The sequence below is a fragment of the Acidovorax sp. M14 genome (genome assembly GCF_049331375.1).
Lineage (GTDB): Bacteria > Pseudomonadota > Gammaproteobacteria > Burkholderiales > Burkholderiaceae_C > Acidovorax.
In genome coordinates, this window is record NZ_CP186263.1 from 4,208,415 (window position 1) to 4,222,937 (window position 14,523).

At 67.0% G+C, this 14,523-nt stretch carries 13 protein-coding genes; 6 read left to right on the forward strand and 7 right to left on the reverse strand.

What is annotated here, in order from left to right; translation table 11 throughout:
• Positions 1–15: 15 nt before the first annotated feature.
• Positions 16–2,568, forward strand: coding sequence for a YbcC family protein (locus ACOYR4_RS19645; protein WP_422847772.1), 2,553 nt, complete (start codon positions 16–18; stop codon positions 2,566–2,568).
• The gene (locus tag ACOYR4_RS19650; RefSeq protein ID WP_422847773.1) at positions 2,568–3,422 is read left to right on the forward strand and encodes a DUF6671 family protein; all 855 of its coding nucleotides are present in this window, start codon (positions 2,568–2,570) and stop codon (positions 3,420–3,422) included. Before ACOYR4_RS19645 ends, ACOYR4_RS19650 begins: the two co-directional genes overlap by 1 nt.
• Before the next feature lie 127 nt (positions 3,423–3,549).
• On the opposite strand, the gene glmS is transcribed toward ACOYR4_RS19650, so the two are convergent.
• Complete coding sequence (gene glmS / locus ACOYR4_RS19655; RefSeq protein WP_422847774.1) at positions 3,550–5,481, reverse strand: glutamine--fructose-6-phosphate transaminase (isomerizing); 1,932 nt, start codon at positions 5,479–5,481, stop codon at positions 3,550–3,552.
• Positions 5,482–5,625: 144 nt separating this feature from the next.
• Here glmS and ACOYR4_RS19660 point away from each other — a divergent pair, with 144 nt between their 5' ends.
• Complete coding sequence (locus ACOYR4_RS19660) at positions 5,626–6,114, forward strand: Lrp/AsnC family transcriptional regulator (protein WP_209817989.1); 489 nt, start codon at positions 5,626–5,628, stop codon at positions 6,112–6,114.
• Between the two features lie 264 nt (positions 6,115–6,378).
• Positions 6,379–7,431 carry a diguanylate cyclase gene (locus ACOYR4_RS19665; RefSeq protein ID WP_422847775.1) on the forward strand — a complete coding sequence of 351 codons (1,053 nt, stop codon included), beginning with the start codon at positions 6,379–6,381 and terminating at the stop codon, positions 7,429–7,431.
• Positions 7,432–7,452: 21 nt separating this feature from the next.
• Here ACOYR4_RS19665 and ACOYR4_RS19670 read toward each other — a convergent pair whose 3' ends face one another.
• The 3 genes from ACOYR4_RS19670 to ACOYR4_RS19680 form a co-directional block, all read right to left on the reverse strand.
• On the reverse strand, positions 7,453–8,262 hold the full coding sequence (locus ACOYR4_RS19670) for a sensor histidine kinase (RefSeq protein ID WP_422847776.1): 810 nt from the start codon (positions 8,260–8,262) through the stop codon (positions 7,453–7,455).
• A complete protein-coding gene (glmU, locus tag ACOYR4_RS19675) occupies positions 8,259–9,689 on the reverse strand; it encodes a bifunctional UDP-N-acetylglucosamine diphosphorylase/glucosamine-1-phosphate N-acetyltransferase GlmU (RefSeq protein WP_422847777.1) in 1,431 nt (476 codons plus the stop codon). Before glmU ends, ACOYR4_RS19670 begins: the two co-directional genes overlap by 4 nt.
• 153 nt (positions 9,690–9,842) lie before the next feature.
• The gene (locus ACOYR4_RS19680) at positions 9,843–10,598 is read right to left on the reverse strand and encodes a Crp/Fnr family transcriptional regulator (protein WP_422847778.1); all 756 of its coding nucleotides are present in this window, start codon (positions 10,596–10,598) and stop codon (positions 9,843–9,845) included.
• Positions 10,599–10,736: 138 nt separating this feature from the next.
• Here ACOYR4_RS19680 and ACOYR4_RS19685 point away from each other — a divergent pair, with 138 nt between their 5' ends.
• Positions 10,737–11,135, forward strand: a complete 399-nt coding sequence (locus ACOYR4_RS19685) for a BLUF domain-containing protein (RefSeq protein ID WP_015015707.1) — start codon at positions 10,737–10,739, stop codon at positions 11,133–11,135.
• Between the two features lie 150 nt (positions 11,136–11,285).
• On the opposite strand, the gene fabF is transcribed toward ACOYR4_RS19685, so the two are convergent.
• On the reverse strand, positions 11,286–12,551 hold the full coding sequence (fabF, locus tag ACOYR4_RS19690) for a beta-ketoacyl-ACP synthase II (RefSeq protein ID WP_422847779.1): 1,266 nt from the start codon (positions 12,549–12,551) through the stop codon (positions 11,286–11,288).
• A 157-nt stretch (positions 12,552–12,708) separates the two neighbouring features.
• Between fabF and ACOYR4_RS19695 the strand changes: the two genes are divergently transcribed.
• Positions 12,709–13,335 (forward strand): TetR/AcrR family transcriptional regulator, encoded by a 627-nt coding sequence (locus ACOYR4_RS19695; protein WP_422847780.1) that lies wholly within the window; start codon positions 12,709–12,711, stop codon positions 13,333–13,335.
• 86 nt (positions 13,336–13,421) lie between these two features.
• Here the strand turns inward: ACOYR4_RS19695 and ACOYR4_RS19700 are convergent, their stop codons facing one another.
• Together ACOYR4_RS19700 and ACOYR4_RS19705 are read right to left on the reverse strand one after the other, a co-directional pair.
• A complete protein-coding gene (locus ACOYR4_RS19700) occupies positions 13,422–13,799 on the reverse strand; it encodes a DUF2917 domain-containing protein (RefSeq protein WP_422847781.1) in 378 nt (125 codons plus the stop codon).
• A 105-nt stretch (positions 13,800–13,904) separates the two neighbouring features.
• On the reverse strand, positions 13,905–14,444 hold the full coding sequence (locus ACOYR4_RS19705) for a DUF2917 domain-containing protein (protein WP_422847782.1): 540 nt from the start codon (positions 14,442–14,444) through the stop codon (positions 13,905–13,907).
• Positions 14,445–14,523: the final 79 nt, after the last annotated feature.

The window sequence follows — 14,523 nt, forward strand, 5'->3', positions numbered from 1 at the left end:
CACCCGGAGAACCCGATGATGGAATCACTGACCGACTGCCCCACCGAGGAGCTCGCGGCGCCAACGCCCACGCACGCCGCGCAGCACCCGGCCTCGCACAACGACATCGACACCGCCTGCGCACAAGCGTGCCAGGCCATCGCACCGGCCTGGCCCCTGGACCGTGCCATTGCAGTCAACCCGCACTGGGCGCGCATCGGCATGCCGGTGCGCCGGGTGGCTGCGCGCATGGCAGCGCTGGGCGGCATTCAGGTCTTTCCCGGGCGCGACCGGCAACTGCAAGCGTGGACGGAAGGACGCATCAGCGCCCAGGACCTTGATCAGGCGATCCGCCAGGTGCCTCAGGCGCAAGCCAGCGGGTTGACGGCCGAAGACTGCGTACAGGCCCTGCACAACACCCAGCCTGTGGAGCAATTGCCGCTACTGATCGATGTGCTGGACAACGACCCCCACCGCCACACCCGCTTGTCCTGGCGCCAAGCCATCACCCACCAGGTGAGCCAGACTTGTGCCGCGTATTTCGACCAGACACAGGCAGACTGGCAGCCCCAGCGGTCCGAGGGCCTTTATGAGTTCTGGCGCGAGACTCTGCAGCACGACCACTCCATCGGCCTGCTGATGGGCTTGCCACACCTCGCCGAGGCCTTGAAGGCTCTGCCCGCCACCCGGGAAGACGCCGAACGCTGGGTGCTGCACAGGCTGCGCCTTCCCAAGGCGGTGTGGCCAGACTATCTGGAGTCGGTGCTGCTGACGGTGAATGGCTGGGCTTCGTGGTGCGCCTATCTAGGCTGGCAGGCCCACCTGAACCAGACGACCGACCCGCACCTGCGGGAGTTGCTGGCGATCCGGCTGGCATGGGGTGCGGTTCTGCTGCATTGCAAGGACGATGCCGCAGGCACCCATGCCTTCCAGGCGCTGCAACAGGCCTGGGGCCAGGCCCCAGCTTTGTTGCAACGGGCAGAGCAGGCTCTGCTGGTCGACGAAGTGTGGCAAGTAGCTCTGGAAGTCGGCTACCAGCGCCAACTGGCTCAGCGGCTCCTCGGTGCCGGCAGTGCCCCGCCCAACCAGCACGAGATTGAGGTGCAAGCCGCTTTTTGTATCGATGTGCGCAGCGAGCCACTGCGGAGGTCCCTGGAGGCCATTTGGCCCGCCGTACAGACCATCGGGTTCGCGGGATTTTTCGGCCTGCCCCTCGCCTACACACCGCTGGGCACCACCGCTCGCACGCCCCACCTGCCGGGCTTGTTGGCACCCGCAGTAGAAGCCACTGACTGCATCGTGCCATCCACTGCGGGCGCGTTGAAGACCGATGCGACGCTACAAGAAGCAGCGACCAACGCACGCTCCAGGCGCTTTGCGCTGGCCGACCAATGGCTGTCTGCCAGCCGCTGGCCAGGTGCGGCGTTCTCGTTTGTCGAGGCGGCGGGCGTGGGCTATGCGGGCAAGTTGGGCCAGTGGCTGCGGCCCTCCCGGCAAGCCAGGGCCAACGATGCACTGGAAGGTTTGCCAGCGCGCTATCGCCCCCTGTGCCGGCCCCAGCTCATGGGGCTGGACATCGGCACCAAGGTGTCGCTGGCAGCGCGGGTGCTGCGCTCCATGGGGCTGGACGGATATCTGGCGCCCCTGGTACTGCTGGTAGGGCATGGCAGCCAGTCGGCCAACAACGCCCATGCGGCAGCGCTGGATTGCGGCGCATGCTGCGGCCAGACCGGCGAAGTCAGCGCCCGCAGCCTGGCACAACTGCTGAACGAACCTGCCGTGCGTACGGGCCTGGCGGAACAAGGCATCGCCATTCCGGAGTCCACAGCCTTCGTGGCGGCCCTGCACAACACCACAACCGATGAGATCGAGGGCTTTGATCTGGACCTGCTGCCCCCAGCTGCTCGCCAACGGTGGGACAGCCTGCAACCGGTGCTGCGCCATGCCAGTGACCAGGTCCGCAGAGAACGGGCGCCGCACCTGCACCTCGACCCACGGGCGCCGCACAACGATTTGCTGAAGCAATTGCGCAGGCGCGCCAACGACGGCGCCCAGACACGGCCGGAATGGGGTCTGGCGGGCAACGCAGCCTTCGTCATCGCACCCCGGCACAGGACGCTGGGCGCAGCACTGCTAGGACGCAGCTTTCTGCACGACTATGACGCCCAAAGAGACCCCGACGGCAGCCTGCTGGAGGCGCTCATGACCGCGCCCATGCTGGTCACCCACTGGATCAACTGGCAGTACCACGCATCCACCTGCGACCCCACACGGCTGGGGAGTGGCAACAAGGTGCTGCACAACGTGGTGGGCGGAAACATCGGCGTCTTTGAAGGCAACGGCGGCGATCTGCGCATCGGCCTGTCGCAGCAGTCGGTGCACGACGGGAAGCGCTGGGCCCACGAACCGCTGAGGTTGACCGTGGTGATTGATGCGCCTCGCCGGTCCATCAACGCGGTGATAAATCAACATGCCGTCGTCAAGCAACTGGTGGACCACGGGTGGCTGCACCTCTGGCGGTGGGAAGGCGCCGACCTGATGCGCTATGACCAGGGTGTCTGGGAGCCGCTGCACACGGAGAACGGGTGATGCACCCCAGTGCACGCCCCTATGCAGACCGCCGCATCGCCTTGCTGACCCAGCATGGCAAGGAGCGGGTCATCGCGCCCGCGCTGGAGCCGGGTCTGGGTTGCACGATTGAACACGTCAGCGGGTTCGATACCGACCTGCTGGGCACCTTCACCCGCGAAACGGCACGTGCGGGCTCGCAACTGGATGCAGCACGGAGCAAAGCCCGCAAGGGCATGGAGCTTTCCGGCCTCGATGCCGGCCTGGCCAGCGAGGGCAGCTTTGGTCCCGATCCGTTCACAGGCATGGTGCCCTGGAACGTGGAGCTGATCGCCTGGCTGGACGACCGCCTGGGCATTGAGGTCGTCGGCATGGCACAAGGGCCTGCGCGCAGCGGGCACCTGCTGAGCGATGACTGGAGTGCCGTGGAGGCATTTGCGCAGCGCGAGGGCTTCCCACAGCACCAACTGGTGCTGCGCCCGGAGAGCCAGGACGACACCCGCATGCACAAAGGCATCGCGGACTGGGACCGGTTGCGGCACTGCTTCGACGCCTGCCAAGCCCAGGCCAGCAACCGCCAGGTCTTTGTGGAGACGGACCTGAGGGCCTTTGCCAACCCCACCCGCATGCGCCTCATCGAGCAAGCTGCGCAGGACTTGCTGCAGCGATTGCAGTCCAGCTGCCCGACCTGCAACACCCCAGGTTACTGGGTCACCAAACGCATACCGGGGCTTGCCTGCTCTGCGTGTGGACGGCCTACCGCATCCTGCCGCGCTGAGGTGTGGTCGTGCCCACGCTGCGAATACCAGTCCAGAGTGAGCAAAGCCACGCGGGCATTGGCAGATCCTCGCCACTGCGCGTATTGCAATCCCTGAATTGCAATCACAGCAGTCCCGCGTTCAGCACAGTGGTTTGAACACTGACCGGCGAGGCATCACAAAGCAAACAACAACTGGCCAATCGATCAGTCAGTTGTTGGCAAAAAAACGGGTTTTCAACAACTCACTCCACAGTAACGCTCTTGGCCAAATTTCGGGGCTTATCGACATCCGTCCCCCGCGCGCAGGCCGTGTGGTACGCCAGCAGCTGCAGCGGCACAACGTGCAGCAATGGGCTCAATGCGCCATAGTGTTCGGGCATACGGATCACGTGGATGCCTTCGCTGCTTTCGATGTGGGTGTCGCCATCGGCCAACACGTACAGCACACCCGCGCGGGCGCGGACTTCCTGCATGTTGCTCTTGAGCTTTTCCAACAGGGCGTCGTTGGGCGCTACCGTCACCACCGGCATGGCGCTGGTCACCAGGGCCAGGGGGCCGTGCTTGAGTTCACCGGCCGGGTAGGCCTCGGCGTGGATGTAGCTGATTTCCTTGAGCTTGAGCGCGCCTTCCAGCGCAATGGGGTAGTGCAGGCCCCGACCCAGGAATAGGGCGTTCTCCATGCGCGCAAAGTCTTCCGCCCAGCTGATGAGCTGGGGTTCGAGCGCCAGCACCGCCTGCAGGGCCACGGGCAGGTGGCGCATGGCCTTGAGGTGGGCTGCCTCCTGCTCTTCACTCAGGCGGCCCTTGCTTTGCGCCAGGGCCAGCGTCAGCAAGAAGAGGCCTGCCAGCTGCGTGGTGAAGGCCTTGGTGCTGGCCACGCCAATCTCGACCCCAGCGCGGGTGATGTAGGCCAACTTGCATTCGCGCACCATGGCGCTGGTGGCGACGTTGCAGATGGTGAGCGTGTGCTGCATGCCCAGGGACTGCGCGTGGCGCAGCGCGGCCAGGGTATCGGCCGTCTCGCCCGACTGGCTGATGGTGACGACCAGTGTGCGCGGGTTGGGCACGCTGGTGCGGTAGCGGTATTCGCTGGCCACTTCCACCTGGGTGGGGATGCCCGCGATTTCTTCGAGCCAGTATTTGGCGGTGCAGCCGCTGTAGTAGCTGGTGCCGCAGGCCAGGATGAGCACGTTGTCGATTTCCTTGAACACGCGCCAGGCAGCAGCGCCGGGCTCGCCATGCTGGCCTGCGCCATCAAACAGCTCGGGCACGATGCCGGCCAGGCCTTCCAGCGTGTCGGCAATCGCGCGGGGCTGCTCGAAGATTTCCTTTTGCATGTAGTGGCGATACGGCCCCAGCTCGGCCGCGCCGCTGTGGGCCTGCACGGTGCGCACGGGGCGCTGCCCGGTGGTCAGCGCATTACCGTCCTTGCCCACGATCCAGTAGCGGCCCAGCTGCAGGTCCACCAGGTCGCCCTCTTCCAGGTAGACGATCTGGTCGGTGACGCCCGCCAGGGCCATGGCGTCGCTGGCCAAAAAGTGCTCGCGCGATGACGGGGCGCCGGTGGCGTCCTTGCCCACGCCCAGGATCAACGGAGACCCGGCGCGTGCACCCACCACGCGGTGGGGTTCGTCCTTATGCATGACAGCGATGGCGTAGGCGCCATGCAGTTCGGCCACGGTGGCCCGCACGGCGTCGAACAGGTCGCCGCTGTAGTGGCTGTCCACCAGGTGGGCGATGACCTCGGTGTCGGTCTGGCTCGCAAACACATAGCCACGTGCCTGCAGGCGGGCACGCAGCTCTTCGTGGTTCTCGATGATGCCGTTGTGCACCAGCGCCACCCGGCCTGCGGCCTGCGCATGGGCGTCTGCGCCCGTGCCGTGGCTGAAATGCGGGTGGGCGTTGTGCACGGCTGGCGCGCCGTGGGTGGCCCAGCGGGTGTGGGCGATGCCGGTGGCGCCGTCGATGTGTTCGGTGCTCACCTGCTCCAGCAGCTCGGCCACGCGGGCGGTGCTGCGGGCGCGCTGCAGGCCGGCAGGGCGCGTGGCGTCCAGGCTGGACGCATGCACGGCCACGCCGCACGAGTCATAGCCCCGGTATTCAAGCCGCTGCAGGCCCTGCACGAGGAGGGGAACGATGTTGCGCGTAGAGACTGCGCCGACGATGCCGCACATGGTGGTTGCCTTTGGATGGAATGTGATGGGATGCGGCGATAGTAGGCAGCGCGCAAAAAAATTATTGATTGATATTTATAGAAATATGAACTTTAATTTCACCAATCATTAGTGGTGAAATTTCTGTTCATTTTTTGATTTTTAATGGAATCCATATCACTCGATGCCATTGACTTGCAACTGCTCAACCTGTTGCAGACCGATGCCGCGCAAAGCAACCAGGCCCTGGCCGAACAGGTGCACGTGTCGCCCCCCACCTGCCTGCGCCGCGTCAAGCGCCTGCACGATGCGGGGCTGATCGAGCGGCAGGTGGCCATCCTGCAGCCCGACCGGCTGGCTGCCCTGCAAGGCCACGGGCTGGCGTGCATCGTGGAGGTTTCGCTAGACCGCCAGGGGGCCGAACAGCTCGACGCCTTCGAAGCCCGCGCCGTGCAGGAGGCCGCCGTGCAGCAGTGCTGGCGCGTCTCGCCCGGGCCGGACTTTGTGCTGGTGGTGCACACGCGGGACATGCCGGGCTACCTGGCGCTGTCGCAGCGGCTGTTCACCGGCGATGCCAACGTGCGCAATGTGAAGGCGTTCTTTGCAACCCGGCGGGCCAAATTTGAGACCAAAGTGCCGGTAGCGCTAGATTGATATGCGCTATCCGCTATCAATTTGTTAGCAAACCCATCTGAATCCTCAAGGGTGCCTTCTCACCACCTCGCCCCTCAGCCCCACCCCTGACAGGCCCCGCAGCACGCCTCACCACCAGCAACGTCCTCCATGCGACTGATGGGAATGGACCACGGTCATTTCTTGCTGGTATCGCCTGAACGGGCGTTGTAAGCTCCCCCGCACTTTCAACCTACCTGGCCGGTGGATGCCCGCGTGGCAGCACCGCCCTTCTCCTGCACCCCCATGCCGACGCCCCGCCGCCAGATGCCACGCCGCATCTACCCCTTGCGCATCCTGGGCATGGGGCTGGGCGGCATGGTGGTGGCGACGGTGCTGTGGGAGCGCCAGGCATCCCCCCTGGCCTGGACGGCGCTGTTGCTGGCCACGCTGGTGTGGCCGCACGTGGCCTACCTGCTCACCCGCCGCGCGGCCGACCCGTACGCCGCCGAGGTGCGCAACCTGCTCATCGACTCGGCGCTGGTCGCTGCGCTGGTGCCGCTGATGCACTTCAACCTGCTGCCCAGCGTGATGTTGCTGACCCTGACCATGGTGGACAAGATCACCACCGGCATCCGGGGGCTGTGGGTGCGCGCCCTGTGGGTGATGCTGGCGGCCGGTGTGGCCAGCACTGCGGTCATGGGGCTGCACTGGGCGCCCGAGACTTCCATGCGCGTGATGGTGGCCTGCCTGCCGGTGATGTCGCTGCACACGCTGTCGGTCAGCGCCGTCAGCTACCAGCTCATCCGGCAGTCCGCGCGCCAGAACCAGATGCTGGACGAACTGCGCCGCGTGGACGCACTGACCGGCCTGTTCGGGCGCGGCCACTGGCAAGAGCAGGCAGAGGCCGCACTGCGCCGCCACCACACCACCGACGAACCCGCCTGCATGCTGATGCTGGACATCGACCATTTCAAGGAGATCAACGACGCCTACGGCCACACCGTGGGTGATGAGGTCATCCGCGCGCTGGCGCATGTGGTGCGGGGCAATGTGCGCGCCGGTGACTGCGCGGGGCGTTATGGCGGGGACGAGTTCGCCATCGTGCTGCCCGGCATGCATGCGCGCGACGCCCTGGCCATTGCCCAGCGCATCCGCGAGCAGACAGAAGGCGTGCGCCTGCGCAGCCTGCCCGAACTGCGCATCACCAGCAGCATCGGCGTGGCCCCGGCCGACCACCGCCACAGCAGCCTGCGTGCGTGGATCGACGCAGCGGATGCGGCGCTGTACGTCGCCAAAAACGGCGGACGCAATCAAGTGGCGGGGTGCATGGAGCCAGCGCTGGTGCCGGCGGTGTAGCAGCCAGCACTGCGGCCGGCTTCAGGACTCCTTGGCGACTGCTGGATTCACCGGCCAACTCACCCGCACCGTGCAACCAGCGCCCGGCACCGCCGTCGCGCTGATCTGTGCGCCGTGGCGCTGCGCAATGGCGCGGCACAGTGCGAGCCCCGTGCCCACCCCCTCGAACTCCATCTCGCGGTGCAGGCGCTGGAACACGCCGAACAAGCTGCCCGCGCGCGCCGGGTCAAAGCCCACGCCGTTGTCCTGCACCGTGAAGGCAACCTGGCCCACCGGTGCGGCATCCGCCAACACCGTGATGCACGGCTGAGCCACGGGGCGGGTGAACTTGAGGGCGTTGCCCAGCAGCTGCACCAGCAGATCCTGCAGTAGCGCGGGGTCGGCTTGCAGCGTGGGCAGGTCGGCAGCCACACGCCACTCCACAGCGCGCCCCGCTTCGGCTGGGGCCAGTGTGGCGCGCGCTTGGGCCACGGCATCGGCCAGCGGCACGGGCTGCAGGCGCTGCGGTGCCCGGCTGGTGCGCACCAGGGCTTGCAGCCCATCGATCATGAGCCCCATGCGGCGGGCGGACTGGTCCATGGTGGCGAGGAAGCCCAGGGCCTCTTGCACCTCGGCGCCCTGCACCACCTCGGGCGGCAGGTCGCACAGTACCTCGCGCACCAGCGTGCCGTACGACGTCACATGCCGCAGCGGCGCACGCAGGTCGTGCGAGACGGCGCGCAAGAACTCCTCCTGTGCCGCCGCCATGTCGGCCACCTGCTGCTGGCTGCGGGCCAAGTCGGCGCGCAGTTGCTGCAGTTCGTGATCGACGCCGGTGCCTGACTCGTTCATGGCTTGGGTTGTTTGGCGGGGCGGGACCAGTTGGCAATGCTCACCTGCTTGCCGCGTGCCACGCTCAGCGCGCCGGGCGCCGTGCTCTTGGTGATGGTGCTGCCGCCGCCCACCGTGCCGCCTGCGCCGATGGTGACGGGGGCCACCAGTACACAGTTGCTACCGATGTGCACATCGGCCTCGATCACCGTGCGGTGCTTGTTGGCGCCGTCGTAGTTGGCGGTGATGCTGCCTGCCCCGTAGTTCACACGCTCGCCCACAGTGGCGTCGCCCAGGTAAGCCAGGTGGTTGGCCTTGGCGCCGTCGGCCAGCGTGCTGTTCTTCACTTCCACAAAGTTGCCGATGTGCACTTCGCGGCCCAGCTGCGCGCCGGGGCGCAGGCGGGCAAAGGGGCCGATCAAGGCGCCCTCGCCCACGGCGGCGCCGGCCTTTTCGCCGTCGATGTGGGTGTAGGGGTGGATAACTGCGCCTGCCGCAATGCGTGCGTTGGCAATGCAGCAGTTGGCGCCAATGCTCACCCCCTCGCCCAGTTCCACGCGGCCGGTGAAGACGCAATTCACGTCAATCTCCACGTCCTGGCCGCAGACCAGTTCGCCGCGCACGCCGGTGCGGGTGTCGTCGCGCAGGTCAAAGCGGGCCGGGTCGGCCAGGCGCACACCTTGCTCCATCAGCGCGCGGGCTTGGCGCAATTGGTGGGCGCGCTCCAACTCGGCCAGTTGCAGCGGGCTGTTGACGCCCGCCACCTGCAGCGCGTCGGTGATGCGGTGGGCCACCACGGGCACGCCGTCGGCCACGGCCATGGCAACGATGTCGGTGAGGTAGTACTCGCCCTGCGCGTTGTGGTTGGTCAGCCTTGCCAGCCAGGGCGTGAGCCGCCGCGCCGGCACGGCCATGATGCCGCTGTAGACCTCGGTGATGGCGCGCTGGGCGTCGGTGGCGTCCTTGTGCTCGACGATGCCTTGCACGGCGCCGTCGGCGTTGCGCACGATGCGGCCATAGCCCGTGGGGTCGGGCAGGGTCACCGTCAGCAGGGCCAGCTTGTCGCCTTCGCTGGCCGCCACCAGCGCGCGCAGGGTGTCGGCCTGCGTCAGCGGCACATCCCCCGACAGCACCACGGCCGTGCCGTCGTCCCGCAGGTGGGGCACGGCTTGCTGCACGGCATGGCCGGTGCCCAGTTGGGGCTCCTGGCGTACGAATTTCAAGTCAAAAGTGCCGGTAGCGCTAGTCGCGCTTGCGGTAGCTGCTTCTACTTCTGTAGCACCATGGCCGGTGATGACGATGGCGCTGCGTGCCTGCAGGTGCGCGGCCTGATCCAGCACGTGGTGCAGCAGCGGGCGCCCGGCCAGGCGCTGCAGCACTTTGGGGATGCGGCTTTTCATGCGCGTGCCTTTGCCGGCCGCCATGATGAGGATGTCGATTGGGGTCATGAAAATGGAAGGGGGTTGCGCAGCACACGCCCGGCGCGGGGGCATTGACTGGATTATCGGCTGCGGCCCACGGGGCGCAAGATGCTACATAAACAATAGCTGCCTGCACATGATTGACTATCGCTTGCGGCCTATTTGAACCAAAACCTGGCGCTACAACAGCGGCATCAGCCGGGGCGGCGTGTCGTAGTACTCGGCAATGCGCGCCAGCGCGCGGGTGTTGAGCAGGCGCAGCCGCCCGTTTTTCAGCTCGTGCAGGCCGAGCTGGGCCAGGCGCCGCAGCGTCTTGTTGGTGTGCACCAGCGACAGCCCGAGCGCGTCGGCAATGTGCTGCTGGTTGAGCGGGAACGCCACCGAGCCCTCCTCCACCAGCCCGATGCGGTCGAGCCGCCGGTACAGGTGCATCAGCAGCATGGCCACGCGCTCGGTGGCGTTGCGGCGGCCAGCGGTGAGCAGGTTGTCGTCCACATGGCCCTCCTCGTGCGCCGACAGCCAGGTGATGTCGTAGCCCAGACGCGGGTGTTCACGGAACAGCGCCCACAGGCTGTCGTTCTGGAACACGCACAGCGAGCAGTCGGTCAGCGCCTCGATGCCGTGCGCCGATACATCGCCAAACTCCTGCTGCAGCCCGACCAGATCGCCGGGCAGCAAGAAGTTGAGGATCTGGCGGCGCCCGTCACTCAGCGTCTTGTAGCGAAATGCCCAGCCGGAATACAGCGTGAACAGCTTGGCGTTGGTCTGGTTCTCGCGCACCAGCGCACCGCCGGCTTCCACCGCCATGGTCTCGCTGCGAAAGCCCTGGATGAAGTCCAGCACCTCCGGCTTCACGGCGGTGAATGCACCGGTCTTGCGCAGCCGGCAATTGGTGCAGGCCGGAGGACAGACATGGGCGGGCAAGGTGGCGTTCATGAAGGAGCGATTCTAGGGACGGGAATCATGCCGAAACAGCTCGTTGCAACAAAGCTGCACGCGATGCGCCATCGCTGTCGCCTCTATGTCTTTTGACATTGCGCGGGCACCCTGCGCCCCCTACATTGGGCTGCATCTATGAATCTATCCCCCGCCCTGTATGAGGTGCTCTACGTGAGCACCATCGCCCCCGATCAACCGCTGAGCGTGGTGGCCGAAATTGCGGGGCGCGCGCGCTTTGTGAATGCTGAGCTGGACATCACGGGCCTGCTGATCTTTGACGGACAGCGCTTTTGCCAGCAGCTGGAGGGCCCGCAAAAAGCCGTGCTCAAGCTCATCGAGCGCATCCGCAACGACCCCCGCCACATCAACGTCGAGGTGTTACACCACGGCCCCCTGGCGGGACGGCGATTCCAGCACTTCAGCCTGGCGTTCAGCACCGTGGAAGACGTGGACGCACTGGCCCGCATGGAGCTGCTGGATGGCGACGCGGCGCTCGCCGCGTTCGAGGCCGTGCGGGGCGAGCTGGTGCTCTGACCCGCCGCCTCGCACCGCTCTCAACTAAGAGCGGCTAACAAAACTCAGCGAAGCGGTTCTGGCCAGGCGCTGTGTCGCAGGCAGTACGAGCAGTACGACAAGACACAGCAACGACGCCAGAAGAGTTTTGTTAGTCGCTCTAAACCATTCCTAGGTCCAGCGCCGCAGGATCAGCGTAGCGTTGACGCCGCCAAATCCAAACCCGTTGAGCATGGCATGCGTGAGGGCCATGGGTCGGGGCCGCAGCGCGACCAGGTCCAGCCCCTCGGCCAGCGCATCGGGCTGGTGCAGGTTCAGCGTGCCGGGCACCACCTGGTCGCGCAGCGCCAGCGTCGTGAAGATGGCAGCCACCGCGCCCGCTGCGCCCAGCAGATGGCCCGTGGCCGACTTGGTGGAGCTGATGGCCACCGGCGCGTTCGCACCAAATACCCGCCGGATGGCGGCAAGCTCGCCCCGGTCGCCCACGCCGGTGGAGGTGGCGTGCGCGTTCAGGTGCTGCACGTCTTGCGCCGTGAGGCCCGCCTGCGCCAGCGCGGCCTGCATGCTGCGCGCGGCGCCGTCACCGTCTTCGGGGCCGGAGGTGATGTGGTACGCGTCGGCCGACGTGCCGTAGCCCACCAGCTCGGCCAGCGGCTGCGCGCCGCGCGCCAGCGCGTGGTCCAGCGCCTCGATCACCAGCATGCCCGCGCCCTCGCCCATCACAAAGCCATCGCGCTGTGCATCGAACGGGCGTGAGGCCTGCTCGGGCGTGTCGTTGAATGCCGTGCCCAGTGCCTTGGCCGCTGCAAAGCCGCCCAGGCTCACCCGGTCGATGGCGGCCTCGCTGCCGCCGCACACGGCCACATCGGCCTCGCCGCTGCGGATCAGGCGCGCTGCGTCGCCAATCGCCTGCACGCTGGCGGCGCACGCAGTGACCGGTGCGCCCAGCGGCCCTTTCAGCCCGTGGCGGATCGACACCTGCCCCGCCGCCAGGTTGACCAAAAACGACGGCACCGTGAACGGCGACAGGCGCTGCGGCCCGCGCGTGTCGGTGTTGCGCACGGCCTCGGCAATTGCGCCAAAGCCGCCGATGCCCGAGGCGATGACCGTGGCGGTGCGCTCACGCGCCCGCTCGTCGGCTGGCGGCCAGCCTGCCTGGGCCAGCGCCTGCTGCGCGGCGCCCAGTGCAAAGGGGATGAAGCGGTCCATCTTGCGCTGGTCTTTGGACGAAACGATGGCGTCCACATCCCAGCCGCCCTCGGGGTCTTGTGCCACGTCGGGCACCTGCCCGGCGACCTTGGCGGCAATGCCCTCGGTCACCGCGTCCGGCAGGCGCGACAGGCCGGAGCGCCCGGCCAGCAGGCGCTGCCAGGCCAGCTCCACGCTACAGCCCAACGGCGACACCAGGCCCATGCCCGTGACCACCACGCGGCGCATCAGGCCACTCCCTTGTTGCTACACACACCACTTGCTTTTTGCATGGATTCACCTCGTCAGACAGTTGGGTGCAGCGGTTCTGCACCTTTATGATTGCAATCGTCATCATAAACCGCAAACCCATTTTGCGTACGACCGCAATCAATAAGAGGCTTCCATGAAGGTTTCCAAAGCACAGGCCGCAGAGAACCGGCAGGGCATCCTGGACGCAGCCGCCCGCCTGTACCGCGAGCGGGGGCTGACCGGTGTGGGCGTCGCCGACATCACGCGCGATGCCGGGCTGACGCATGGCGGGCTGTACCGGCATTTCGCCTCCAAAGAAGCACTGGCGCAGGAGGCGTGCACCCAGGCGTTCGACTGGTCCATCCCCGTGCTGGACGGCGAGCGGCCCCACGCCACGGTGAGCGACCGCGTCCGGCGCTACCTCTCACCCGAACACCGCGACGCGCCGGGCTCGGGCTGCCCCGTGGCCGCGCTGGCGGTGGACGCCGCGCGGGCGGGCGGCGGGGTGTCTGAAGTGTTTGCCCAGGGCATCGAGCGCAACATCCAGCGGTTTGCCCAGTTGCTGGCCGACAGCACTGCCGATGCGAGCGGTAGCGCCGCCCCATCGCCGCAAGACCGCGCCCGCGCCATCCATGTGCTGGCCACCATGGTGGGCGGGATGGTGCTGGCGCGCGCCACCGCAGCGGCCCAGCCCGCGTTGTCGAACGAGCTGATGCAGACGCTGCAGACGCAGCTGACAGACTGGCTGGAAGACGGTACCCCCAGCCCTTCGGACCGATAAAAAAAGGGCTGCCAGCGCTTGTTCAACAAGCACCGGCAGCCCTTCGAGAGTCACATCACCGGGGGCAAGGCGCCCCAGGGATCAAATCAGGCGCAGCAGGCGTCGCCCCAGGCAGGCGCCCCATTGCCCACCGACGCGCGGCGCCACCAGGCGGCAGGGCGTGCATCGGCGGCATCGCCGCGCACCCAGCGGTACTGCAGGCGGCGGCCGTTCAGGGGTTCAACCACCACCGCCTGGCCAGCCGCCACGGGCAGCGACTGACCTGCGCACAGGAACATGTCGCTGCCGTCGCCAAGACCCTGGCCCAGCGTGACCCAGGCCTGGCCTTCGGCAATGCGCAGGGTCATCGCGGCCTTGGGGGCCAGGGTGACGGCGGCGCCTGCGGCCACCTGCCCCGCCTCACCGGCGGCAGCGCCCGTGGCGCGGGAAGATGCAAACAGATGCAAAGCGTGAGAGGTTGTCATGACTTTCTCCGGGTTAACCCTAATATGACCGTATGGTGCGCCGGTTGCAGAACAACGTCCAATGAAAAGCACGGCACCGATTGATGCTTTTCCTGCATGAGCCGCTCAAACGGTCCTGCGCTGTAGCGGTGCTGCTATCCGAAGCAGAGCAAACCGGGCCAGGCCAGCGGCAAACCGGCCCCCAGCGCCCGCCACACCGGCCAGCGCCGTGCCCAGCGCACGGCCGCCCTGTCCCAGCGCCTGTCCCAAGTCGCGCAGCGGCTGCACCACGCCACATTCCCAGTCCCGGGCGGCCTGGCTGGCGGGCCTTGTCAGCGCAGAGGCTGGCAGCGCATCCCAGCGGAAGGCCACGGCCTCCGCGCTGCCCTGGTGGTTCCACGCCTCCATCACCACATGCTGCCCCGGTGCAACCGCCAGCTGTTCGCCCGGCTGCAGCACATGGTCCACCGCGGCGCCCGGCAGGTCCGCCAATGTGCCGCGCAAGGTGACCCACGCCTGCCCCTGGGCGATCTGCAGCACGCCATGGGAGTGGGGCCGCAAGGACAAGGCTTGGCCTGTAGCCAGTTTCCAGCAACCGGCCGCGCGACGGCCAGCCGTGGCGGCGTGGACGGATTGTTGCGATTCCAGAACGTTGCGGGCGGACATGACAGGCTCCTTGGCTTCAGCAAAACGTGTTGAGGAGCCTGAATGGTGCGCCTTGCACCGTACACAGTCCAATGAAAAC